Source organism: Pseudomonas rhodesiae, from assembly GCF_013285305.1.
In the GTDB taxonomy this organism is placed as follows: Bacteria; Pseudomonadota; Gammaproteobacteria; order Pseudomonadales; family Pseudomonadaceae; genus Aquipseudomonas; species Aquipseudomonas rhodesiae.
This window is the reverse complement of sequence record NZ_CP054205.1, coordinates 2,855,716-2,877,642: the sequence shown is the minus strand read 5'-3', so window position 1 is coordinate 2,877,642 and position 21,927 is coordinate 2,855,716. Positions and strand designations below refer to the sequence as shown.

Below are 21,927 nucleotides of genomic sequence, written 5' to 3'. Positions count from 1 at the left end.
ATTCCCACTACTGGAGCCGATCAATGCTCACGCCCTACTCCCTCCCCGATATGCTCGAACGCATCTATGAGAACCAGCTCGCCCTTGAGGCAGCCGTCATGGAGCTTTCGCTTTGGACCGCCGCCCAAGGCGGCACCCAGGCTGACGAAAATGTCCGCGGCGCCTTGGAAACCATCGGCGAGAATGCCGGGCACATCAAACAGGCCTTGGCCAAGCTGAGAGCTCAGAGGCCGGATTGACCGCCCGCCCCTCCAATGGTGGCTTTAAGCCACGAATGGTAAAGTGCGAGCTCAATTACGGGAGGGATCCAATGAAAGGATTTGGGACGTTCGCACTGATCGTCGGCATCTGCTGGCTAATTTTCGCGCTGAAAATGGATGTTTCTGTCGCGACCGGCACCGGTGGCAGGGTAAACAACATGGGCCTGATGGCCGACAGGCAAATTAATACGATCGTTGGCGGCATGATTGCCCTTGCCGGCTTGCTTATGGTGCTTCTCGGTGGAAAATCCTCGGCGCAGGAGGTAGCGACCGAGACAGATACGCGCCCCTGCCCGCTCTGTGCAGAAAACATCAAAAGAGCAGCCATCAAGTGCAAACATTGTGGCGGTGACGTGCTCCCAGTACTGTCCTCACAAGCACCCTTGATGTCAGGATGGACTGTGCGGGTGGAATGCGAGCCATGGGCTCACGCAGAGACAACCCGCTCAGTGAAGCGCCTGGGGCTCCCGACCACGAAAGGATCGGCGAAATACGTCGCTGTCGGACCATTTGCCTCGGAGGCTGAGGCGCTAGGTGCGCGCGACAACATCCGCTCAGTAAGTGACCTTCTCGGAGAAATACATATTGTGGCACCTGACGCGTAGCTCTCCGGGATCAACCTCAAGCCCGCCAAGCGCGGGCTTTTTCATGCCTGCCAAAAAGAACCACCCGCCTAAATATGCATTTATGCATAAAACCTATTGCTACCATCTTGCCAATGTATGTCAACAAGAATACTGTTCATTCATACAGTTATCGCAAGGAGCGAAGCATGATCCAGGCACCCCACTCCACACCAAAACCGAGAAACTCCTACGAGCTTGTTGGCCGCCGCCTGCAAGGCTTAATCGCCTCACCTCGAGTCCAGAGGATTCAGTTGGTAGAAGTTTACAGGCGCGACGACGAAAGCCCTGAAGCCTGGCACCAAGTCATCCAAGACATCGGCGACACCGCAGGCATAAGGGTCGAGCACCTGGAAGACGGCGCCGTCCGGATCGGCTGGCGCGAGTACTGCGATTCCTAAATGAGCCCGCCAATGAGCGGGCTTTTTCTTATCTAGAAATTTCAGCATTCTGAATTTGTTCATTCAGCATGCTTGACACGTTAATTTCAGCTTGCTTAAATTCAACTCAAGCCAGCAACGAACACTGCCGGCCAAGAGCGAAAGCAGCACCGCTCTTTAGCGACACCTTGCCGGATCACTACCGGCCCAGACTAAAAGGCAGCGATGAACCGGCCTAAACGGTTCAGAGGGTTGGCAACTGACCCGGGCGTGCAGCGTAAAGCGCCAAGAACAGTTATCCAGCGGGAGAACAAGCCGAAAGGCCCGCGGCTGGAAGAACAATTGATTCAAGCCAGTCACCGACGCCAGTAGCGGGTCACGGCCAGTTCCAAACGATTTGAATTAGCGGGCCCGATAGCTTCGGCTGGGCGCGCCGGACCTCATGCACCCTGCCCCACTCAATCAGGGCATTCAGAGCTGTAGCGTGCATGTTGTAAGGACCTGTGATCCACGGCGAACAGATGCTGTTTGACGCTGTGAGTAGGAAGCTCGAAGCCCACACCGAAGACGACCGGCCAGCCCTGCAATCAGCAGCGGGCAACGGGCCACACCGCTGACGCAACAAACCCAGGCCGTCGCCAGTAGCGGGCCTGGGCACTCTCCCCACCTCTATTACGTCAGCACTCCTCCCCCGCGCCCATCGGCAACCAGCGGGAGGCATGAGTGTTGACGAATACAGGTGAACAACCCGCCACTTTGGAGGTGACCATGCACAACAGCATCCAATCACGCCGCGACATCGTCGACGGTTTGCGTCAGCGCTCCCGTATCGCCACGGCCGACTTCTACAGGCTGATTGGTCGGCCGGAACCCGTGGCCCACTTCCGAATGATAGTGAAGCCAGCGGGCCGTGACTTCTTCCACGTTGTGGATAGTCGGACGGGCAAGGTGATGGGGTTCCGCCGAAATCACAACGAAGCGTGCGCCCTCGCCCGGCGCCTGGAGACTCGCCATGCCAACCAGCTACGCGGATAGCGCCCAGGCCAGGGAATCCGACAGGCGCTGGGACTTACCGAACTTCGGCAAAAAGCAGCACGTCGACCTGTTCCACGAATACACGGCAGACGACCTGGCAGAGCGCGATGCACGGCGGCTCAAGGAGCGGGCCAGCCTCAAACTGCGCATCGGCCTGGCCATGGCTCGGATGGAACTGATCTGTCCGCCCATCGAGGTAAAGCATGGATCTTAATCAACGAAACCACCAGACAGCCGTTAGCTGGATCGAAGGCGAGATCGAAAACATGATTCTCGACTTGGGCAAGCCAAACGCCAGCGCGGCGGCCACATCCTGCGTAACCCTTGCTTTCATGCTGCGGGTTATAGACGACAACGAACATCGATACTTCCGCGCTCGTATCGACAAGATTTACGCCAACTACAACGCCTCTATCGTTTACGCCGCTTAACGGCGCCACCCCACCACAACACTTTCAATGCTGCGCCAGGCGCGGCGAGGGATCGTCATGTCCACAAATCCTAAAAAAGCACCCGCACAAGAATCGCTCGAAATGAGCGAAGCCGGAGATGCGCAAAAGGCTGTATCCCCTGCAGCAGCGGTGACCGACATCGCTGAATATCGGCCGCACGAAGAACAAATCGTTCGCCTGGAAACAACCTACGCGAAGCTGGTCGTTGACTGCTCGACGAGCGAAGGTTTGGCGAGCGCGAAGGAAGTTCGCGTCGACATCCGCGATGTGCGCTACGCCCTGGATAAGACCACCAAAACCGCGTTGGTGCCTTATCAGCAAAAGGTCAAAGAAGCTCAGGCTCGCGTCAACCAGGTAAAGGAGTTCGGTGAAACGCTCAAGAGTCGTGTGCTGGCGATTGAAGAGCCTGTCGATGAAGCGATCAAGGCCGAAGAAAAGCGCATTGCTGATGCCAAGGCAGAGCGCGAGCGTGTCGAGGCTGAGCGTGTCGAAGCCATCCGGGCGAAGATTACCCGCTTCAGCTCTGTCGCTGCCGCATACGCAAGCCGGAGCGCTGCCGATGTCGCAACGGTTCTGCAAAGTGTCAAGGAATCGGTGATCCTGCCAGAAGAATATGCCGAATTCGAAGCCGAGGGCACCATCGCTCGCGACAACGCTATCGAGCAACTGGAAACGTTGCACAAGTCTGCGGTGGACCGAGAAGAGGCAGCTGCCAAATTACTGGCCCAGCAGAAAGAGCTCGACGAGTTGCGCGAGAAGCAACGCATCGCCGACGCTGAGGCCGAAGATTTGCGCAAGCAGCGCGCCGAGGAAGATCGTCAGCGCTTAAAGAAGCAGCAGGACGAGCTGGACAAGCAGCGCCGCGACATGGAAGAACAGCAAAGACAACAGCGTGAGCAGCATGAAGAGCAGCAGCGCCAGCAGCGCGAGCGCGACGCCCAGTATCAGCGAGATCAGGAAGAGCTGGCCCGTCTGCGCGCCCAAGCTGTCGCGCCGGCCCCGATCATTGCTACGGCTCCTACCTCAATCGAAGCGAAGGCCGAATTCGCACCAGTCAGCTCACAGGCGACCAGCGCTGAACAGGACGATTTGACTACGACCGCGCCGGCAGTTGACGACATTGTCGAGGTTGTAGCGCTGGGCTTTGACGTCGACCTCGAAACTGCTCGCGCCTGGCTTCGTGCCATCCGCTTCTAACCACCCTTTCCATCTCACAGCCAGCAAATCTCATGCTGGCTACGGAGGGCGCTATGACAGATACAGATACTCAAGCACAGACAGGCCTCGCTACGTACCACGATCCATCGCACAACGCGGCAGCGCTCATCCTTGACCCCGGCACCATGAGGTCGATGACTGATCTTGCGACCATGATGGCTGATGGAAAAACGACGGTTCCTGAGCATCTTCGGGGTAACAGGGCCGACTGTATGGCAATCGTCTTGCAGGCAATGCAGTGGCAGATGAACCCATTCGCAGTAGCCCAGAAAACGTTCATCGTGAAGGGTGGCGCACTGAGTTACGAAGCCCAGTTGGTCAACGCCGTAATCACATCCAAGGCTCCAACCATCGACCGATTGCACTATGAATGGTTTGGTCCCTGGGAAAACATTGTTGGCAAATTCCTCGTTAAGAAAAACTCGGAAAACAAGGAATACCGCGTGCCTGGCTGGGGCCTGCTCGACGAGGTGGGGCTGGGAGTCCGAGTTTGGGCAACCTTCCGTGGGGAGGATGAACCGCGAGTGCTTGAGACGCTCATGGCGCAAGCTCGAACTCGAAACTCCACCCTATGGGCTGACGATCCAAAGCAGCAGATTGCGTACCTCGCAACAAAGAAATGGGCTCGCCTATTTTGCCCTGACGTAATTCTGGGCGTTTACACGCCTGACGAGTTTGAAGGCTCATACGGGAACGAGATTGACATCACACCCGCCGAGCAGACCGCGAACATCGCTGCGGCTGCTGGCGTGTCATTCGGACCGAAATCCCCCTCACCAGAAATCGACGGAGTATTCGCGGACCTGCTGGCCGTTGCGAAGCGCCAAGATATCGAAGCCTACGCGGCAGCCTGGGCGGGCCTCAAGCCGAAGCAGCGTGCAGCAATCGGCCTGGAATGCCATGAAGCACTCAAGAGCATGGCTGCGACAGTCGACGCAGACTTCACCGACATGACCAGCGCCAACGGCGCCCAACCCCACACTGAGGAGGCCGCGTAGTGAGAACTGAGCTTCAGGGCACTGAGAAGTGGCATGCGGACCGATCCGGCCGCGTCACAGCCAGCCGCTTCAAAGATGTGATGGCCTGGGGGAAACGTGACAAAAACGGCAAGCGCGAGCCAATGGGGGCGCGCACCTCATACATGCGCGAACTGTGCTTCGAGCGACTGGCAAAGAAGTCCAAACATAACGTCAGCAGCGCTTCCCTAAAATGGGGGCACGCTGAAGAACAAAAGGCCCAGGACGCCTACGAAATGCTGACCGGCAACATCGTCCTCGCCTCCGAATTCATCGTTCACCCCAAGTACGACTGGCTCGGCTGCTCACCGGACGGCCTGATAAATGATGATGGGGGCACCGAATCGAAGTGCCCATTCAACGAAGCGATACATATCAGGACTTGGCTGGAAGGAATGCCCGAAGAACACATGCCGCAGGTCCAGGGCTGCATGTTCGTTACCGGCCGCAAATGGTGGGACTTTATTTCGTTCGACTCGCGTCAGGATGAGGATTGTCAGCTCTACATCGAGACGATTTACCGCGACGAAGCCTACATCGCCAACCTGCACAGAGAACTGGTCCAGTTCAACCTAGAGCTGAATCGCATGGTTGACGAGGTAGCGGACAAAGCTCGGGCGCAAGCCCATCGTTTAGGAGCCTGATCATGATCAGCAACCACCTCAGCCTGGTCGAGCAGCACCGTCAGGACGCTTACTCGATATCGGAGCGCACGGCGGAGTTCTTGGCCGCTGGCGGGACAGTCGCGCAGTTGCCAAGCCCGCCACGCAAACCGCTGCCACCGCCCCGCTCCACCAAGATCGATCCCGAAACCATCCTCAAGCGCCGCAAGCCGCCTATCACAGCGGCAGAACGTAAGACGCTGCGCAAACTCGCGGAGGCATTATGAGCAAGCGCAAGCCGCATAATCTGCAGGCACGCATCGCCCGTTCCTGCCGGTCGCTGCTGGCCGCCAACCACGTCGCAGTGGTAAACATCGACCCCAGCGGCCGCCAGGGCATGATCAATTACAAGTCGCTGAAGAACATCGCACCGGGGAAGATTGGCCAGGCCGTCTGCGGCATCCCCCACCGGTGGACGATCTACCTGAGCGCGCTTTGCATCGACGCCCGCGGCGACCGGTACAGCAAGTCGGTGGAGGTGGCGCCCGATGGCGTTTACCTCTCCGACCACCTGGAAGACGTGATCGAGCATTGCTACATGAGGCTGCGCGACGAGGCCAATCAAAGCCAGATGGTGGCTTCGGGCTGGATTGCCATCCCGGAAGCGATATCTCTGGACGAGGCGCACGCAGCGCGGATATTCGAAGCCGTCGGCGCCTGGCACCAGGTGAAGGTCGATTCATACGCCGCATAGCCCGCACCCAGCAACGCAAACGTCAAACCTGGCTCGCACTGCCGGCCAGCGGAATAGAAGAGGTAGGCCATGGCCAAGACTGTGCAGGAAAGATCGGCCAAGGCTGCGCAGAAGCGCCTGGCGGTCGCCGAGAAGGAATTGCGGCACAAGGTCAGGCCTGGAATCGAGCAGGCTATGGAGCGTATCCGGCTGCGCGGCCAGGTGCCGATCATCAGCGAAGTCCTGCAGATCGCCATCATGAAGATGGATTTGATGGGCGACGAAGAGCTGATTAATTTCTTGCGGTATCCGCGCCACGAAATCGTGATTAACGAAAGCGTGGCGCGGAAATTCCGCAATCAAAGTATCGCTGAACTAAGACGTGACCCGGGCGATGATTTTCTAGAGCCGCTTTTAGCGTGAAAGATGGTCCAGAAAGGAGTCGAGTTCGATAAATTTGGTAGCGACTTGCTTAAGCTCTCTTGAGGCATGTTTCCAGAAGACAACGTGAACTGCGATACCCCGAGCCTTCAGCTTTTCAATAGCCGGAACGTAATCCGCATCACCAGCGACCAGCGTTATTTCGTCTCCAGGCTGGAGGACTAGGAACGAGTCCTCGATCATCGTAGCGACGATATCCGTATCGATTTTCTTTTCGTGATTGGCAACGTTGCGATCGTAAGTCTTCACATCCCATCCGTTTCGACGTGCAGCATCCCAAACGGAGTCATTTTGAGGAGGGCGAGACCCAAACAGAGCGGCTTTCCTGACGTCGACTTTATCGCCACCAGCAAATGCAAAAAGCTTTCCAAAATCAATGTTCCAGCTGTTGTCACAAATTTTGTTCGTGACAGCGTCCCACACGCTTGGAGCAAGTCCATTCGCGTAAGCGGCAACATGTTTCCCTTCAATCCAAACATTTGAATTGTCAACGTAGACGAGATTCGCCATTTCAGCTCCTTGATCCGGCTCCATGCCGGTCACCCCTAATACCCCAACCCAAACCAAATTGCCACTACCGGTCACCGGAGGGCGGCGCCTGACTGGAGATAATCCATGGACGACCAGTTCTACCTGCAAGACAGCCGCAGCCACGCCTACGTCGGCGACGGGCTATCGTTCTGGGGCTTCGGTGGCTCTGGGTACGTCACCGACTTGGCCAAGGCCCAGGTGTTCACCCGTGACGGCGCTTGCGATCACCGAGACGCCGATATCCCTTGGCCCAAGGCCTATATAGACGCCAGGGCTCGTGTCGGTGTCGACTGCCAATATGTCACCTTGAGCGAGGCCCTAGACCGGCACCCCGACGCAGCCGAGTTCTACATCCAGAAGCCGCAGTGCTGGAACGGAAACAACTTGATTTGGCTTTGCGAAGATGGCGTGTTCACAAGTGACCTTTCCAAGGCTGTAGTGGTGCCGAGAGCTCACACCGTGACCTGGATCGGTAAGCTCGGTCAATCAGGCGCGGTGGTCTGGCCCAAGACCTACATCGACGCCCACTCCCGCCGGCTGGTTGAGCGCGACGACGTGAACATCAAGGAGGCCTTGCAAGGCACCGGCATAAAACTGGCCAAGCCGAAAAAACCCAAAATGATGATGTTCAATTGTGAAGGCTGCGGCCGGTTCATCAGCGACGCCCAGCGCTATCGGGAAGACTGTCGGAACTGTGGAACAAGCAACACACCTTAAGGAGCGTTACCGTGCTGGCTTAATGCTGCCTTGCTGAGCGAATTGTTCAAACTCGGCGAGCATGATAACCGCCGTGAACTGCAGATCCCTGTACTGAGCGGCTATCTCGTCAGTCTGGAACGGCCAGTATTTATCGTAGAAATCTTCCGCAGCCGCCTCAGCTTCCTCCTTTGCGATTTGAAGCTCGAGAAGGCCTGCTTCGTAGTTGTCATCACGCATACATACCTCCTTGATCCGGCTCCATGCCGGTCACCCGTAATACTCCATATCCAGCTATCACGCCAGCCGGCTAGGCCTATCCGACCACACGGAGGCCTTTTTGTAAGCGATCCTGGAGGCGCTACGGTGTGCTCAGGGTTGAACGCCAAGCATTGCAACCGACTGGTCGATGAAATCACCAAGCAGCCAAGGCTTTGGGAGAAATCTTGCATTTGGCGGAAGCTCGTCTGCCCGAACACGCTGATGGCCTGATGTTACGAGGACAGGAATCTCTGGCCATTGCTCAGAAATCAGCCACGCCAATTCAAATCCATTGATTGTCCCTGGCATCTTTATATCGGTAATCACTAGCCCAACGTTGGATGTGGATTCCAAAATCAGCCGAGCCTTATCCGCGTTTGGAGCGCCAATGGTCTGAAGCCCCTCCAGATCCAGAACCTCCTGGGCCAGCTCCAGAAGCACGGGCTCATCCTCTACAACAAGAACAACTCTCTCCATGATCGCTTCCTGATTTTTTATATGGAATACCCATATGAATCGGCGGCGAGCAGCGGGTTCCCTCATTTTCACCAAGTAATCACGCTGCGCCTGTCGGTCATTACCAGCGGCTCGCAGCCAGTTCTGAAGCTGCGCTGGGTTGGTGAAGAGGTCCAGCGCGAAGATATCGCACAGGAATTCAAAGCAGTGCTGCAACGAAACATTGGCGATGCCGCTGCTCTTTCCCTGGGCGGGTTCGATCCAAAGTAAAGCTAAGGCCGGGAAACCGGCCTAACTAATCATTGCATTCAGTAACTGAGGATTACCTCATCGGACAGGGATGAGTGTCGCCATGTCCTCGAGTGCGCCTTTTGCGGCGTAACGACTGTCATCATCGGACGGGTAGTTTCCCTCCAAGATCGACGCGCGCGCCGCGTCATAGATATTTTCAATTCGCGAGCCGCCAAGACGCTGAATCTCACTTAGAAGTGCAACAACGAGGTGTTCGAGGGCAGCGACCTTCGCTTCTTGAGGCATGTGCTTCTCCTTGATCCGGCTCCATGCCGGTCACCCGTAATACCCCATATCAACGAATCACGCCAGCCGGCGAGGCAGTCGGCTGCACGGAGGATAAATGAATGAGCTGGCTCTTTTCGCAGGCTCTGGTGGCGGAATACTCGGCGGCCACCTTCTCGGGTGGCGCACCGTCTGCGCCGTTGAGCGTGATGCCTACTCCGCACAAGTTCTGGCGCAACGACAAAACGATGGAGCCCTCCCAGCTTTCCCGATTTGGTCTGACGTGTGCAGTTTTGACGGAAGGCCATGGCGAGGCCTTGTTGACGTGGTTTCTGGCGGATTCCCGTGTCAGGACATATCAGCTGCCGGGAATGGCGACGGCATCGATGGTGCTCGCTCTGGACTCTGGCGTGAAATGGCGCGAATCGTCGGCGAGGTACGACCTCGATTCGTCTACGTGGAAAACTCACCTTTGCTTGTGGGAAGAGGACTTGCCGTGGTCCTCGGTGACCTTGCCGAAATGGGGTATGACGCGCAGTGGTGCATTGTTTCAGCATCCGACTGCGGAGCGCCCCATCAGCGCGAACGTTGCTGGGTTGTGGCCCACGATAACGGTACATGGCAATCAGCCGGGCAGCAGCAAGAACGCCGGATGGGGTCTGAGCGCAGCAGTCAAACTTTGGCCGACACCTGTAAGGCGCGACTACAGGTACCCAGGCAAAAGCCGCATGGAAAGGACGGGCAGCAAATCAGGCGAGTGTCTACCTCAAGTGGTCGGTGGCCCACTGAACCCGGAGTGGGTCGAATGGCTGATGGGGTGGCCTTCCGGTTGGACCGAATTAAAGCCCTTGGCAATGGACAGGTTCCGCGAGTGGCAGCAACAGCATTCTCCCTCCTATCGATCGACGGCGACTGATCTGGTAGCGAGGGAGGCTGTATGAGCAATGCCTAACAATTCCATCGCGTGCAGTGATCCCGCTATTTAACCAACCGAAGGTACGGTCGTTCCTTAGGCCCTAAAAGAAACTCTTTCTTGGTCGCCGCAAGCAGTTTCGATAATTTCTCAAGGTAGATGGAGCAAAGCTCATCCGTTCTTAGCTCTCTGAGTTCCTGTGGAATATTATCAGGCATGCTATGGAACACCTGACGGAACTCTCCAATGGATTTGGGGATGCTTATGTAGTACTTGACCGACTCGCCACTACCCAAATCCATCTCCCAGCCAGATCCTCCGTTCTGATCCCCCATGAAAAAAGATGTGGATTCGAAGGGCGGCTTCTCCAGCTTTTCCAAGTCATAACTGTTGAAGCTGTGAATCGTTCCAGAAACAGCTACGTCTAAACGCCCCTGTTTCTCCAAGTTGTTCCTCGCATCTACGAAGTAACGCATAAGAGGATCAGCACGCATCTCATCTTGAAAGGGTGCGTACCAGCTATTGAATCTCGACTCACCAACAATGGATCGCAGATTTTGTATAACAAATGTCACAGATCGTCCGAAAACCAGTACGTTTCTCAAGCCGGCTGATCGCTCTGAAGGGTCGCCACTTTTGAGAACCTTAAGCCCAAAATAGGCCGTATCGAGCACTTGCTGGGCGCGTTTGATCGCGAGATTTGTCGCTTCTACATCCATTTTTTGGCCAGCCTTTTTCTAGGATTTACGAATGTAACTCCGTAATTGAAAGCCTGAAAGAAAAACCTCCCCCCCCTTCAAAGTCAGCCGCTATAGCGGCAAGGACGAAGTCATGCCTGAAGAAATGATATTGATCCAGCCAGCCCCGGTCGTGCGCGATGAATACGGCATGTTTGCTCACCCCGATATGCCCGACTTCGACGAGGGCGACGGTGATAAGTGCAAGGCCTGGATCGCTACACAGGGCTTGCAGGTGAAGATGGTGAGCCTCGAATACCACAGCGACGAAGCGGTCTCTGAGCGCTATTTCGAAGCAGGCGACCCGGACTGCAGCTATTGGGAACCTGATCGACCTGATGGCGAAGGCTGGTTCTGCCTGGCTATTCATGACACCGATGACGGCCCTGTCTGCTGGTGGGCACGCCGGGAGGTGACGCCGTGAGCCAGATCAAAGAACGCCCCATCCTGTTCTCGGCGCCGATGGTGCGCGCCATCCTGGAAGGCCGGAAGACGGTCACGCGGCGACCGGTGAAAGTTCAGCCGCACATTGATGCAAGTGGCAATTTCTGCGTAGGTAACTCCAACTACGGCCAGGACGGCTACGGTAGTCCTGTAACCAAGCACTTCGTCAACGGCTGCTGCCCCTTTGGCAAGCCCGGTGACCGGCTGTGGGTGCGCGAGGCTTGGCAAGCTGACGCTCAGGTGGATTCTGTAGCGCCGCGGGAACTGAGCCATGGCGAACCTATCCGCTACCCGGCAGATTGGGACTTCCGGCAAACCGGTTGCGCGATGATGAAGCCAGGGAAAATTCGGCCTTCAATCCATATGCCTCGCTGGGTAAGCCGCATCCTCCTGGAGATCACCGATGTGCGCGTCGAGCGGTTGCAGGGCATTACCGAAGAGCAGGCCAAGGCCGAGGGCGTGCGGCTGATGCGCGACGGCAGCGATACGTGGGTAAGTCGAGAAGGCCCTGGAAACCTCGTTACGCCATGGCCGACCGCCAAAGAAGCATTCAGTGACTTATGGAACACCATCAACGGGCCGCAAGCCTGGGCCGCCAATCCGTGGGTCTGGGTGGTCGAGTTCAAGCGGGTTACGCCATGAAGCTCACAGAGAAACAGCAACTCGTACTCCATGAGCTGCGCAAGATCGGTCGGAAAAACGCCCACCTCTATCGAGAAACCCAGCCGTACCTGCATCAGAAGGATTGCGAGAAGCTGGCACTGGGCGACCAGGCGTGCGTGTTCGGCATGGGCGGACTTACCTTTCAGGTTGCGCACCGCCTCGGCGTATCGGCGCCGTCAGTGCTGAGCATTTTCAAGGCCCTTCGGCGCAAAGGCCTGGTGATTCGAGAAGAGAGTTATCCCGATTATCAGCGTGCGCGCTACTGGTGGCCGGTTGGCCTGGCCGCCGAACTCCACGCTGAATTGCAGGCGGCTGAAAGGGTGACGCCATGATCGCCACCCTCTGGTTCGCCTACGTCTTCCCCTAGAAAGTGCCGGAGTGAGCAGGCGCAAGAAGTCAAATGTTGCGATAGATCCCAAAGTGTTTAGTGGAAGGGATAGGTGAAAGCTTCACAGATGTAAGCATCACTGCCCTTGCCACGCCGAAGGCCAGGGCTGAAGTCATAGATTCCCCTTGGCGTTCCTTGTAGTACTCCTCAAAGAGTACGCCACCGCTCGCGCTGTATGCGCCCACAAACAGCTGAACCAAACCTCTTCGAGAGGTGCGCACTTGGACGTCAATCTGCCCCCCATCCGGAAGTAGGCCATCGTGACACCGAGAATGAAGCTCGCAATCAGACCAATCCCAAAACACTCGCCCTCGTTTCTTTAAAAACATGATGTCGATCCGCATTAGAGAATCCGCCACTTGTACTCCCTTTCCAGGCAGATAAGTGATTTAGCTCAATCTTGTTGAACTTTCTGCGGCGCTGGCGGAATCCCACGGCATTCCAAATATCCCTACATGCCTGCCGGTGAGCGGCGGGCGAGGTATTCGCATGTTCGCAATAAAACTCACCCTGCTCATTGTGGGCATAACGCTGTACGTGTCCGGCACCGTCTGCTGGATCTTCTGGATCGCCCCCGAACTGGTCATGGACGGAGAGACGTCCGACCTTCTCTACGCATTCGGCGGCACTTGCGCCTGGATGCTTTTCACCTTCGGCATGATCGTTCACATCATCAAGAAAGCGCGGCCCACGGCGGCCGGCGGGAGGTAGGTATGACAGCAGCAGAACAGCTCAACGACGGTATCACCGGAGACAAGGTGCCCGAGGCGCAGATGGCCGAGCTCCTGGGTACCACCCTAGCGGCCCTGCGCTCCAAGCGAGCCAGAAACCAAATCCCCCTCGGCGTCTGGAATAAGCACGGCAGCCGCGTTATGTACAGCATTAGGAGATACTACGAATGGCTCGAAAGCCAATGGGTTTGCCCGCAGGAATGGACCTCCACCACGGATCGATCCGCATCCGCTTTATGTGGAACGGCAGCCGGCGCAGTGAAACGCTCCCCTATCCCCCGACACCGAAAGGAATCAAGTCTGCCTCACAGGTTGTTGATCAAGTAAAAGGGCTGATCAAGCTGGGGTTGCTCGACGACGACAAGTACGCCGAGCTTTTCCCTAGTTCCAACAACGTCGCTGGCGGGAAGATCAACTTCGGCGAGTATGCCCAGCTCTGGCTGGACAGTCGTGAGGTGGTCGCTGGAACGAAGGGAAACTACAAGGGCGCGTTGAACCGCTATTGGATGCCCGGCTTGGCCCTGGTGCGGATTGACCTGATCACCACCACCCTGCTCCGCCGGATAATGGCGGCAAACGAGTGGAAGTCGCCGGGAGTGAAGCGCAACGCCATCTCGAAGCTTTCCACCATCCTGAACTCAGCCGTATCCGAGGAACTGATTCCGAAGAACCCGGCGGCTATTCTGGAGTTGCCCAAGCGCAGCAAAAAAGAGATCGACCCGTTCACCCTGGAAGAAGCAAATCAGATCATCGCGAAGATGTACGCGCATGATCATTGGCCCAGCACGATCTATGCGGCATTTTTTGAGTTTGTGTTTTTCACCGGCATGCGTCTATCCGAAGCTCTAGCGATGCGCTGGGATGCGGTAGACGAAGAGAAGAGGACTGCCCACGTTTGTCGAGGGATCGCTCTGGGGGAAGTGGTGGAGCGGACGAAGACTGGTACAGACCGTTTCGTACTGTTGAATGACCGAGCGATGCACGCCCTGCAGTTCGCCAGGGAGTACGCTAATCGTCGGAAAAGTGGCAAGGGCAAGGTGCTGGAAACGCCTTTCATATTCCCGCCTTCAAAGAACTCGGAGTACGTGAAACAGACATCCGACCTGCACAAGCAGTGGATTCCGACCCTGAAGGCTTTGAATATCCGTCGTCGGCCGCCATACAACTGTCGTCACACCTATGCGACAATATGCATTATGTCTGGCATGAACCCCGCCTTCATCTCCCAGCAGCTCGGCCATAGTGTGCAGATGCTGCTCTCGACTTATGCGCGTTGGATCAACTCAAGCTCGGACTGGAGCGAAATGCAAAAGCTCCAGATTGGTCCCAAATTGGTCCCAGTTCAAATAAGCGCACCCTAAGCTATTGATAGGTAAAGTAATTGATCTCCACAGCTAACATCACCATGCAGTTCGGCGCCAAGCCGCTCTTTGAGAACGTCTCGGTCAAGTTCGGCGCCGGCAACCGTTATGGTCTGATCGGTGCCAACGGGTGCGGCAAGTCGACCTTCATGAAAATCCTCGGTGGCGATCTCGACCCGTCCGGTGGCCAGGTCATGCTGGAGCCGAACGTACGTTTGGGTAAATTGCGCCAGGACCAGTTCGCCTACGAAGAATTCACCGTGCTCGACACCGTGATCATGGGCCACGAGGAGCTGTGGAAGGTCAAGGCCGAACGCGACCGCATCTACTCGCTGCCTGAAATGAGCGAAGAAGACGGCATGGCCGTGGCCGAGCTGGAAACCGAATTCGCCGAGATGGACGGCTACACCGCCGAATCCCGCGCCGGTGAGCTACTGCTGGGCCTGGGTATTCCCCTGGAGCAGCATTTCGGCCCGATGAGCGAAGTGTCCCCTGGCTGGAAACTGCGCGTGCTGTTGGCCCAGGCATTGTTCTCCGATCCTGAAGTGCTACTGCTCGACGAACCGACCAACCACCTGGACATCAACACTATCCGCTGGCTGGAAAACATCCTGACCCAGCGCTCCAGCCTGATGATCATCATCTCTCACGACCGTCACTTCCTGAACAGCGTGTGCACCCACATGGCTGACCTGGACTACGGCGAGCTGCGCCTGTTCCCGGGCAACTACGACGAGTACATGACCGTGGCGACCCAGTCCCGCGAGCAACTGCTTTCGGACAACGCCAAGAAGAAAGCGCAGATCTCCGAACTGCAATCCTTCGTCAGCCGTTTCTCGGCGAACGCCTCGAAAGCCAAGCAGGCCACTTCCCGCGCCAAGGCGATCGACAAGATCCAACTGGCCGAGGTCAAGCCTTCGAGCCGTGTGAGCCCGTTCATCCGTTTCGAACAGACCAAAAAGCTGCACCGTCAGGCAGTCATCGTCGAGCACATGGCCAAGGGTTTCGACGGCAAGCCATTGTTCAAGGACTTCAGCTTCCAGATCGAAGCCGGCGAGCGCGTGGCGATCATCGGCCCGAACGGTATCGGTAAGACCACCCTGCTGCGCACCCTGGTCAACGAACTGACGCCGGATGCCGGCAGCATCAAGTGGACCGACGCCGCAGAACTGGGCTACTACGCCCAGGACCACGCCCACGACTTCGAAGACGACGTCACGCTGTTCGACTGGATGGGTCAGTGGACCCAAGGCGAGCAGATGATCCGTGGCACCCTGGGTCGCATGCTGTTCTCCAACGATGAAATCCAGAAGTCGGTCAAAGTGATCTCCGGCGGTGAGCAAGGCCGCATGCTGTTCGGCAAGCTGATCCTGCAAAAGCCGAACGTGCTGATCATGGACGAACCGACCAACCACTTGGACATGGAATCCATCGAGGCGCTGAACCTGGCGCTGGAGAACTACCCGGGCACGCTGATTTTCGTCAGCCACGACCGTGAGTTCGTATCGTCCCTGGCCACTCGCATCATCGAGTTGAGCGCCAACGGCGTGATCGACTTCAGCGGCACCTATGATGACTACCTGCGCAGCCAGGGTGTGGTGTTTTAAGGGGAGCGGTCTGCTGTCAGCTGCAAGCTGCAAGCTGCAAGCTGCAAGCTGCAAGCTGCAAGATAGAGCCCCGTCCAATGTGATGGGGCTTTTTGCATACGATGGAATACCCACATTAATCGTTAGCCTGCTTCCTTTTCCCCCAAGCCCTTGCCATGATGGGCGCACCGCCCGCCCGCGAACGAGTCCCCATGCCTGCCGCCGCGCCCTCGTCCTTGTCGATCACCCTGCAGATCGTCTCCATCGTCTTCTACACCTTTATCGCGTTTATCTGCATCGGCCTGCCGATCGCGGTGATTCCAGGCTTTGTGCATGAGCAACTGGGTTTCAGCGCGGTGGTGGCCGGGGTGACCATCGGTTCGCAGTACCTGGCGACCCTGCTCAGTCGGCCCATGGCCGGGCGCATGTCGGATACCGTGGGCACCAAGCGCGCCATCGTGCTGGGGCTGGCCGGCATCCTCATCAGTGGCGTGCTGACGCTCTTGGCGACGCTGTTGGCGAGTATGCCCAACCTGAGCCTCGGGGTTCTGATCGTCGCGCGACTGTTGCTGGGGGTGGCCCAGGGGCTGATCGGCGTGGGCACCATCAGCTGGTGCATGGGCGCAGTCGGCGCCGAACATACCGCGCGTTCGATCTCCTGGAACGGCATCGCCTCCTACGGCGCCATCGCCATCGGCGCCCCCTTGGGGGTGGTGATGGTGGCCGACTATGGCTACAACATTCTCGGCCTGGCACTGGCGGTGTTGGCGGCGTTGGGGTTGGTGCTGATCCGCAACAAACCTTCGGTGCCGGTAGTGCGGGGCGAGCGCTTGCCCTTTTGGGCGGTGTTCGGGCGCATTGCGCCGTTCGGCACCAGCTTGTGCCTGGCGTCCATCGGCTATGGCACCCTCACCACGTTTATCACCCTGTACTACCTCAATCGTGGCTGGGCCGGCGCGGCGTATTGCCTGACGGTGTTTGGGGTGTGCTTTATCCTGGCGCGGCTGGTGTTTATCTCCGCCATCAGCCGGTTTGGCGGCTTTCGCGCGGCGATTGCCTGCATGAGCATTGAGACCCTCGGGCTGACCTTGCTGTGGCTGGCGCCCAGCACCGCAGTGGCGCTGATCGGTGCTGGGCTGACCGGTTTCGGCTTGTCGCTGGTCTACCCGGCGCTGGGTGTGGAGGCGATCAAACAAGTGCCCAACAGCAGTCGCGGCGCGGGCTTGAGTGCGTATGCGGTGTTCTTCGACCTGGCCCTGGCGATTGCCGGACCGCTGATGGGTTTCGTCGCGTTGAACCTGGGTTACGGCTGGATCTTCCTGTGCGCGGCACTGCTGTCGGTCGCGGCACTGGGCCTGACCGTGCTGCTCAAGCGCCGCGCTTATTGATCCGCGGTCTGTAAGCCTGCGCGGCTGGGCTCGCCGAGGGTGTGACTGAAAAAGCGCCCGGCCTCGGAAACCAAGTCGCGGTGAATGCCTTCACGGTCCACCCCATCGGCGTCGGTGCACACCGCCGGCATTGCCGCCAACTGGTCGCTGTCGCACGGCGCCATAAACACGAAGTGCCCTGCCCCGGCCAGCAATTTAAAGTTCGGCGGTTCCGGCAATTTGCGCGCCAGGGCCGCGGCGTTCTTGTCCACCGCGACCAGTTTGTCGCCGTCGCCGCTGTAGAGCAGCACTGGCACATGCACATCCGCCAAGGTGTGGCGGCCGAACATCAGGCTCAGGGGCGCCATTAGCATCAATGCGTGAATACGTGGATCGGCCTGGGGCTGCAGATCGTCGCGATCCACCACCAGCTCACCTTTGGTGGTGCAGGCGTCGCGGTCTTCAGGGCGCTCCTGGCAATAGCGGCGCAAGCGGTCGAAATCCGGCTTAGCCCCGGCCAGGATCAATGCGGTCTCGCCGCCGGCCGAATAACCGATCACACCGATCTGGTCGACATCCACGAACGGCGACAGCATCGGATCGCCCAGTGTGGCGGTGATCGCTTCGGAAATCTGGATCGGCCGACCATACAGGTTGCTTACGGTGCCCAGGCGGCTGTGATCTTTGTAGTTGTCGCCGGGGTGAAGCACCGCCACCACCACAAACCCTTTGCGCGCCAGGGACGTGGCCAGGTCATGCAGGGCCAGCGGCGTGCCGGTGTTGCCGTGGGACAGCATCAGCATCGGGAAACGACCGATGGCGATTTTGGCGTCTTCGGTGGCAGCGATGTGGTACGGGCCCACTTGGGTACTGTGCTCAAGACCGGTGGAGGGGTAGAACGCGATAGCCTTCATCGGCTGCAGATCCAGCGGGTCGAGAAAACTCATGCGATGAAAGCCCACGCTCCAATGGGGGTGCGGTGCGGGAGCGGCGTGCACTGAAATCAGGCTGCCGAGCAGGGAAAGAACCATCACAGCACAAAGACGCATCATGGGGCTGTCCACCTTTGCTGCGTGAGAACCGACATCTCGATTAAAAGTCCGGAGTACTGACCCCACGCTTGCACAACCTGGGCCACATTCAAAGGACAGCGCACACACGAAAAAACTCCGTACTCCGCTCGCGTTCAGGCCAGCAGAATACAGAGTTTAGGCGCCCGGTTTCGGATTGAAACCGGGGCGAGGCGAAATTTACACAAGCCTTACGCGGCGGCGAACAATTGTTCGTTGATCAGTACGTTGGCGTCGCTCAGGGCCTTGCTGCGCATTTCGTCACCGTAGGCCAAGCCTTCGGCGCGCACAAATTCGATGTCAGTGATACCCAGGAAACCAAACAGCAAGGTCAAGTAGCCCTCGTGAGCGGCGCCCGATGCTTGCCCGGCATGCAGGCCGCCGGCGGTGGACACGATGATGACTTTCTTGTTGCCGCACAGGCCTTCAGGGCCCGCTTCGGTGTAGCGGAAGGTCTGACCGGCTACCGCGATGCGGTCGATCCAGGCTTTCAATTGAGTCGGGATGGTGAAGTTATACATCGGCGCGCCGATCACCAGCGCGTCGGCGGCAAGGAATTCCGCCAGGGACGAAGCGCTCAGTTCGGCCTCATGCTTTTGCGTGGCATCGCGCAGTTCGGCGGCGGTGCCCAAGGCTCCCAGGGTGGCGCCGGAGAAATGGTTGATACCTTCGCTGGCCAGGTCGCGGTAAGTCACTTGCACGCCTGGCTCAGCGGCTTGCCATGCTTTGACCACTGCGGCGCTAAGGGCGCGGGAAGCCGAGTTGTCACCGAGGATGCTGGAATCGATATGCAACAGTTTCATGGCAAAGCTCCAAAGAAGATCAGGGAATGTCGATCAGATGGTGCTAAGGCTACCCATGAAACCAATAGTCGATAAGACAGCTGAAATGCGATAGTTTGTCCCACTGACAGGACAATAGGCCCAGCATGCAAGATCTCAACGACCTCTATTACTTCGCCAAAGTCGTCGAAGCCGGCGGCTTTGCCGCAGCCGGGCGGCAGCTGGGCATTCCCAAGTCGCGCCTGTCACGGCGCATTGCCGAGCTGGAAGAGCGCCTCGGCGCGCGCCTGCTGCAACGCACCACGCGGCAACTGACCCTCACTGCCGTGGGCGAACGCTACTTGCGCCACTGCCAGGCCATGCTGTTGGAAGCGGAGATGGCCGATGAGGCCGTGGCCAGCATGTCCAGCGAACCCCGTGGGCGTCTGCGGGTCAGTTGCCCGGTGGGGTTGGCGCAGAACATCCTGCCCGACCTGGTCGCGGGCTTTCTCGCCGCCCATCCCCAGGTGCAGCTGGAAATGACCCTGGTCAACCGCCGCGTCGATCTGGTGGCCGAAGGCATCGACGTGGCCCTGCGTGTGCGCGAGCTGGGCGATGAAGACCCGTTGCTGGTAACCAAGCGACTGCGCGCGGCGCAGACGGTGCTGGTGGCGAGCCCGAATTTCCTGCAAGGGCGCTCGATCGCCAGCCTCGACGACCTCAAGCAATTGCCGATCCTCGGAGCACTGGAGGCCGACCGCATGGTGCATCAGCGCCTGCTCGATCCCCAGGGCCATGCACACGATCTGGTGATGGAGGCGCGCCTGGGCATCGATGACTTCATCGTGCGCAAGGCCAGCGCGATCATGGGCTTGGGCTTTACTGTATTGCCGATGATGTACTGCGAAGAGGAATTGGCCAGTGGCCGGCTGGTGCAGTTGCTGCCGCAGTGGTCATTGCCGGGCGGCTGGCTGCAGGCGGTGTACCCGCATCGACGGGGCGTGTTGCCGGCGATCCGCGCATGGATCGACTACCTGGAAGAAGGCTTCAAAAGCTGTGGAGATCGCCTGCTATGAGCATGACCGAAGCGCAAGTCGCACGCTTCTGCCTGGACCTGCCCGGCGCGCGGGAAGATTACAAATGGGGTGGCGTGCGGGTGTTTTCGATTGCCGGCAACAAGATGTTCGCCCTGCAGAACCTGCGCGGCGACTCGCTCGCCTTCAAGGTGGACCCGGACCTGTTTCTCGGGCATGTCGACCGCCCGGGCATTCGCCCCGCGCCGTACCTGGCGCGCGCCCACTGGATCATCATGAACACGCCCTACCCCCTGGGCGCCGATGAGCTGCGCGGCCTGTTGCAACGTTCCCACCAATTGGTGGTGAGCAAGTTGCCCAAGCGCACGCAGATCGGGTTGAAGCTAGAGGATTGAACCCAGCGTGCCGCCCAGGAACATCTGGTCAAGCCAGAACACCTGGTGCAACAGCACGATCACCCAGAACAGCACCTGGTACGACACCTTGCGCGTCTTGTGCCGGAACACCTGCTGGGCAATCAGCGCCCCCGGCCAACCGCCCGCCAGCTCGACCGCATGCAGGACGTTTTCCGGAGTGCGCCAGCTATCGGTGCGGGCCTTACGTTTGTCGCTCCAGTACAAGAAAAACGCCACCACGCTGACCACGGCATAGGCCGCCAGCGGCAGCACGGTGTCGCCGCGATACCACAGCAAGCCCGACCCCAGCAGCGGTGCCGCGCACAACAGCGCGAAAATCAGGGCCTTGAGGCGTGGATGTTGGATCGTCATGCCTTGGCGGCCACCCAGTCGATCCAGCCGAACTGCCAGGTCGCCAGGATCAACAGGCCGAAGGCGATCCGATACCAGGCAAACACTGCGTAGCTGTGGCTGGCAATGAACTTGAGCAGGCCCTTGACCGCAATCATGGCGAAAATGAACGAGGTGACGAAGCCGATGGCGAACACCGGCAGGTCCGCCGGCTGGAACAGGTCGCGGTACTTGTAGCCCGAGTACACCGCCGCGCCCACCATGGTCGGCATGGCCAGGAAGAACGAAAACTCGGTAGCGGTCTTGCGCGACAGACCGAACAACAGGCCGCCGATGATGGTCGCGCCAGAGCGCGAGGTGCCGGGAATCATCGCCAGGCACTGGGCGAAGCCCACCTTCAGTGCGTCCTTCCAGGTGATGTCATCGACCGTTTCGGCATGCACTTCATGCTGGCGGCGTTCGGCCCACAGCATGATCACACCGCCCACCACCAGCGCCGCGGCCACGGTGATCGGGTTGAACAAATAGTGATGAATCGCGTCGGCAAAAATCACCCCCAGCACCACCGCCGGCAAGAAGGCAATCAACAGGTTAGCCGTAAACCGCCGCGCCTTGGGCTGGGTGGGCAAACCGGTGACCACCTGGAAGATCTTGCCACGAAACTCCCACACCACCGCAAGAATGGCGCCCAGTTGAATAATGATATTGAACGCGTTGAAACGGTCGCCGCTGAAATCCAGCAAATCGGCCACGATGATTTGGTGCCCGGTGCTGGATATCGGCAGGAACTCGGTGAGCCCCTCGACGACGCCCAAGATGAGTGCCTGTATGGCGGTCCAAAAATCCATGCTTCCCCCAAAGGTCATGCTTGGCGCATGCCTGGTTAGTCTTTTAATGGTTCACTGA

32 protein-coding genes and 1 pseudogene are annotated in these 21,927 nt (G+C 58.3%); 24 read left to right on the top strand and 9 right to left on the bottom strand.

The genetic code is table 11. The annotated features are described in order from the left end of the window. Positions 1-23 precede the first annotated feature (23 nt). From HRH33_RS12960 to HRH33_RS12905, 12 genes are all read left to right on the top strand, one after another. The gene (locus HRH33_RS12960; protein ID WP_173603472.1) at positions 24-239 is read left to right on the top strand and encodes a hypothetical protein; all 216 of its coding nucleotides are present in this window, start codon (positions 24-26) and stop codon (positions 237-239) included. A gap of 71 nt (positions 240-310) precedes the next feature. Then, positions 311-865 carry a zinc ribbon domain-containing protein gene (locus tag HRH33_RS12955; RefSeq protein ID WP_173603471.1) on the top strand — a complete coding sequence of 185 codons (555 nt, stop codon included), beginning with the start codon at positions 311-313 and terminating at the stop codon, positions 863-865. A 167-nt stretch (positions 866-1,032) separates the two neighbouring features. After that, positions 1,033-1,284: a DUF1654 domain-containing protein gene (locus HRH33_RS12950; RefSeq protein WP_173603470.1), complete on the top strand. Its 252-nt coding sequence runs from the start codon at positions 1,033-1,035 to the stop codon at positions 1,282-1,284. A 747-nt stretch (positions 1,285-2,031) separates the two neighbouring features. Beyond that, positions 2,032-2,298 carry a hypothetical protein gene (locus HRH33_RS12945; protein WP_034097478.1) on the top strand — a complete coding sequence of 89 codons (267 nt, stop codon included), beginning with the start codon at positions 2,032-2,034 and terminating at the stop codon, positions 2,296-2,298. Next, positions 2,276-2,512: a hypothetical protein gene (locus HRH33_RS12940; RefSeq protein WP_034097476.1), complete on the top strand. Its 237-nt coding sequence runs from the start codon at positions 2,276-2,278 to the stop codon at positions 2,510-2,512. The genes HRH33_RS12945 and HRH33_RS12940 overlap by 23 nt, the downstream gene beginning before the upstream one ends. Further along, the gene (locus tag HRH33_RS12935; protein ID WP_034097474.1) at positions 2,502-2,729 is read left to right on the top strand and encodes a hypothetical protein; all 228 of its coding nucleotides are present in this window, start codon (positions 2,502-2,504) and stop codon (positions 2,727-2,729) included. The genes HRH33_RS12940 and HRH33_RS12935 overlap by 11 nt, the downstream gene beginning before the upstream one ends. A gap of 57 nt (positions 2,730-2,786) precedes the next feature. Next, positions 2,787-3,947: a coiled-coil domain-containing protein gene (locus tag HRH33_RS12930; protein WP_244962436.1), complete on the top strand. Its 1,161-nt coding sequence runs from the start codon at positions 2,787-2,789 to the stop codon at positions 3,945-3,947. A 53-nt stretch (positions 3,948-4,000) separates the two neighbouring features. Then, positions 4,001-4,966, top strand: a complete 966-nt coding sequence (locus HRH33_RS12925; protein ID WP_034097470.1) for a RecT family recombinase — start codon at positions 4,001-4,003, stop codon at positions 4,964-4,966. Then, a complete protein-coding gene (locus HRH33_RS12920; RefSeq protein WP_173603469.1) occupies positions 4,966-5,628 on the top strand; it encodes a lambda exonuclease family protein in 663 nt (220 codons plus the stop codon). The genes HRH33_RS12925 and HRH33_RS12920 overlap by 1 nt, the downstream gene beginning before the upstream one ends. Positions 5,629-5,630: 2 nt before the next feature. Then, positions 5,631-5,873, top strand: coding sequence for a hypothetical protein (locus tag HRH33_RS12915; protein WP_173603468.1), 243 nt, complete (start codon positions 5,631-5,633; stop codon positions 5,871-5,873). Then, positions 5,870-6,340, top strand: a complete 471-nt coding sequence (locus HRH33_RS12910; protein ID WP_034097465.1) for a hypothetical protein — start codon at positions 5,870-5,872, stop codon at positions 6,338-6,340. The genes HRH33_RS12915 and HRH33_RS12910 overlap by 4 nt, the downstream gene beginning before the upstream one ends. A gap of 69 nt (positions 6,341-6,409) precedes the next feature. Further along, a complete protein-coding gene (locus tag HRH33_RS12905) occupies positions 6,410-6,742 on the top strand; it encodes a hypothetical protein (RefSeq protein WP_173603467.1) in 333 nt (110 codons plus the stop codon). Here the strand turns inward: HRH33_RS12905 and HRH33_RS12900 are convergent. Continuing rightward, positions 6,734-7,270, bottom strand: coding sequence for an NYN domain-containing protein (locus HRH33_RS12900; protein WP_173603466.1), 537 nt, complete (start codon positions 7,268-7,270; stop codon positions 6,734-6,736). The genes HRH33_RS12905 and HRH33_RS12900 overlap by 9 nt on opposite strands. A 105-nt stretch (positions 7,271-7,375) precedes the next feature. On the opposite strand from HRH33_RS12900, the gene HRH33_RS12895 reads away from it, so the two are divergent. After that, entirely contained in the window at positions 7,376-8,008 is a 633-nt protein-coding gene (locus HRH33_RS12895; protein ID WP_173603465.1) for a hypothetical protein, read from the top strand. A 6-nt stretch (positions 8,009-8,014) separates the two neighbouring features. Here the strand turns inward: HRH33_RS12895 and HRH33_RS12890 are convergent, their stop codons facing one another. Continuing rightward, the gene (locus tag HRH33_RS12890) at positions 8,015-8,227 is read right to left on the bottom strand and encodes a hypothetical protein (protein ID WP_173603464.1); all 213 of its coding nucleotides are present in this window, start codon (positions 8,225-8,227) and stop codon (positions 8,015-8,017) included. Between the two features lie 132 nt (positions 8,228-8,359). Next, positions 8,360-8,725 (bottom strand): response regulator, encoded by a 366-nt coding sequence (locus HRH33_RS12885; RefSeq protein ID WP_173603463.1) that lies wholly within the window; start codon positions 8,723-8,725, stop codon positions 8,360-8,362. 78 nt (positions 8,726-8,803) lie between these two features. Here HRH33_RS12885 and HRH33_RS12880 point away from each other — a divergent pair. Beyond that, positions 8,804-8,974: pseudogene (locus HRH33_RS12880) on the top strand (DUF2303 family protein); the annotation flags it as partial. A 57-nt stretch (positions 8,975-9,031) separates the two neighbouring features. Here the strand turns inward: HRH33_RS12880 and HRH33_RS12875 are convergent. Further along, on the bottom strand, positions 9,032-9,241 hold the full coding sequence (locus tag HRH33_RS12875; RefSeq protein ID WP_173603462.1) for a hypothetical protein: 210 nt from the start codon (positions 9,239-9,241) through the stop codon (positions 9,032-9,034). 97 nt (positions 9,242-9,338) lie between these two features. Between HRH33_RS12875 and HRH33_RS12870 the strand changes: the two genes are divergently transcribed. Further along, positions 9,339-10,136, top strand: a complete 798-nt coding sequence (locus HRH33_RS12870; RefSeq protein ID WP_173603461.1) for a DNA cytosine methyltransferase — start codon at positions 9,339-9,341, stop codon at positions 10,134-10,136. A 62-nt stretch (positions 10,137-10,198) separates the two neighbouring features. On the opposite strand, the gene HRH33_RS12865 is transcribed toward HRH33_RS12870, so the two are convergent. Then, the gene (locus HRH33_RS12865; RefSeq protein ID WP_123479004.1) at positions 10,199-10,852 is read right to left on the bottom strand and encodes a hypothetical protein; all 654 of its coding nucleotides are present in this window, start codon (positions 10,850-10,852) and stop codon (positions 10,199-10,201) included. A 112-nt stretch (positions 10,853-10,964) separates the two neighbouring features. Here HRH33_RS12865 and HRH33_RS12860 point away from each other — a divergent pair, with 112 nt between their 5' ends. From HRH33_RS12860 to HRH33_RS12830, 7 genes are all read left to right on the top strand, one after another. Continuing rightward, positions 10,965-11,294 (top strand): hypothetical protein, encoded by a 330-nt coding sequence (locus HRH33_RS12860; protein ID WP_173603460.1) that lies wholly within the window; start codon positions 10,965-10,967, stop codon positions 11,292-11,294. Next, complete coding sequence (locus HRH33_RS12855) at positions 11,291-11,956, top strand: hypothetical protein (protein ID WP_173603459.1); 666 nt, start codon at positions 11,291-11,293, stop codon at positions 11,954-11,956. Before HRH33_RS12860 ends, HRH33_RS12855 begins: the two co-directional genes overlap by 4 nt. Then, a complete protein-coding gene (locus HRH33_RS12850; protein WP_173603458.1) occupies positions 11,953-12,309 on the top strand; it encodes a helix-turn-helix domain-containing protein in 357 nt (118 codons plus the stop codon). The genes HRH33_RS12855 and HRH33_RS12850 overlap by 4 nt, the downstream gene beginning before the upstream one ends. A 545-nt stretch (positions 12,310-12,854) precedes the next feature. After that, the gene (locus HRH33_RS12845) at positions 12,855-13,076 is read left to right on the top strand and encodes a hypothetical protein (RefSeq protein WP_173603457.1); all 222 of its coding nucleotides are present in this window, start codon (positions 12,855-12,857) and stop codon (positions 13,074-13,076) included. Positions 13,077-13,263: 187 nt separating this feature from the next. Beyond that, entirely contained in the window at positions 13,264-14,457 is a 1,194-nt protein-coding gene (locus HRH33_RS12840) for a tyrosine-type recombinase/integrase (RefSeq protein ID WP_173603456.1), read from the top strand. 20 nt (positions 14,458-14,477) lie between these two features. Next, positions 14,478-16,064, top strand: coding sequence for an ABC-F family ATPase (locus HRH33_RS12835; RefSeq protein WP_080758731.1), 1,587 nt, complete (start codon positions 14,478-14,480; stop codon positions 16,062-16,064). A gap of 191 nt (positions 16,065-16,255) precedes the next feature. Next, a complete protein-coding gene (locus HRH33_RS12830) occupies positions 16,256-17,431 on the top strand; it encodes an MFS transporter (protein ID WP_167418596.1) in 1,176 nt (391 codons plus the stop codon). Here HRH33_RS12830 and HRH33_RS12825 read toward each other — a convergent pair. Together HRH33_RS12825 and HRH33_RS12820 are read right to left on the bottom strand one after the other, a co-directional pair. Further along, complete coding sequence (locus tag HRH33_RS12825) at positions 17,425-18,462, bottom strand: alpha/beta hydrolase family protein (protein WP_167418595.1); 1,038 nt, start codon at positions 18,460-18,462, stop codon at positions 17,425-17,427. The genes HRH33_RS12830 and HRH33_RS12825 overlap by 7 nt on opposite strands. Positions 18,463-18,671: 209 nt before the next feature. Continuing rightward, complete coding sequence (locus HRH33_RS12820; protein ID WP_034097432.1) at positions 18,672-19,283, bottom strand: FMN-dependent NADH-azoreductase; 612 nt, start codon at positions 19,281-19,283, stop codon at positions 18,672-18,674. Between the two features lie 125 nt (positions 19,284-19,408). On the opposite strand from HRH33_RS12820, the gene HRH33_RS12815 reads away from it, so the two are divergent. After that, complete coding sequence (locus HRH33_RS12815; protein ID WP_040268161.1) at positions 19,409-20,317, top strand: LysR substrate-binding domain-containing protein; 909 nt, start codon at positions 19,409-19,411, stop codon at positions 20,315-20,317. Continuing rightward, on the top strand, positions 20,314-20,670 hold the full coding sequence (locus HRH33_RS12810) for an MmcQ/YjbR family DNA-binding protein (protein WP_040268160.1): 357 nt from the start codon (positions 20,314-20,316) through the stop codon (positions 20,668-20,670). Before HRH33_RS12815 ends, HRH33_RS12810 begins: the two co-directional genes overlap by 4 nt. Here HRH33_RS12810 and HRH33_RS12805 read toward each other — a convergent pair. Both HRH33_RS12805 and HRH33_RS12800 read right to left on the bottom strand, forming a co-directional pair. Next, a complete protein-coding gene (locus HRH33_RS12805) occupies positions 20,659-21,042 on the bottom strand; it encodes a DUF1294 domain-containing protein (protein WP_094065585.1) in 384 nt (127 codons plus the stop codon). The genes HRH33_RS12810 and HRH33_RS12805 overlap by 12 nt on opposite strands. Then, the gene (locus HRH33_RS12800; RefSeq protein WP_040268158.1) at positions 21,039-21,869 is read right to left on the bottom strand and encodes an undecaprenyl-diphosphate phosphatase; all 831 of its coding nucleotides are present in this window, start codon (positions 21,867-21,869) and stop codon (positions 21,039-21,041) included. Before HRH33_RS12800 ends, HRH33_RS12805 begins: the two co-directional genes overlap by 4 nt. Between the last annotated feature and the right edge of the window lie 58 nt (positions 21,870-21,927).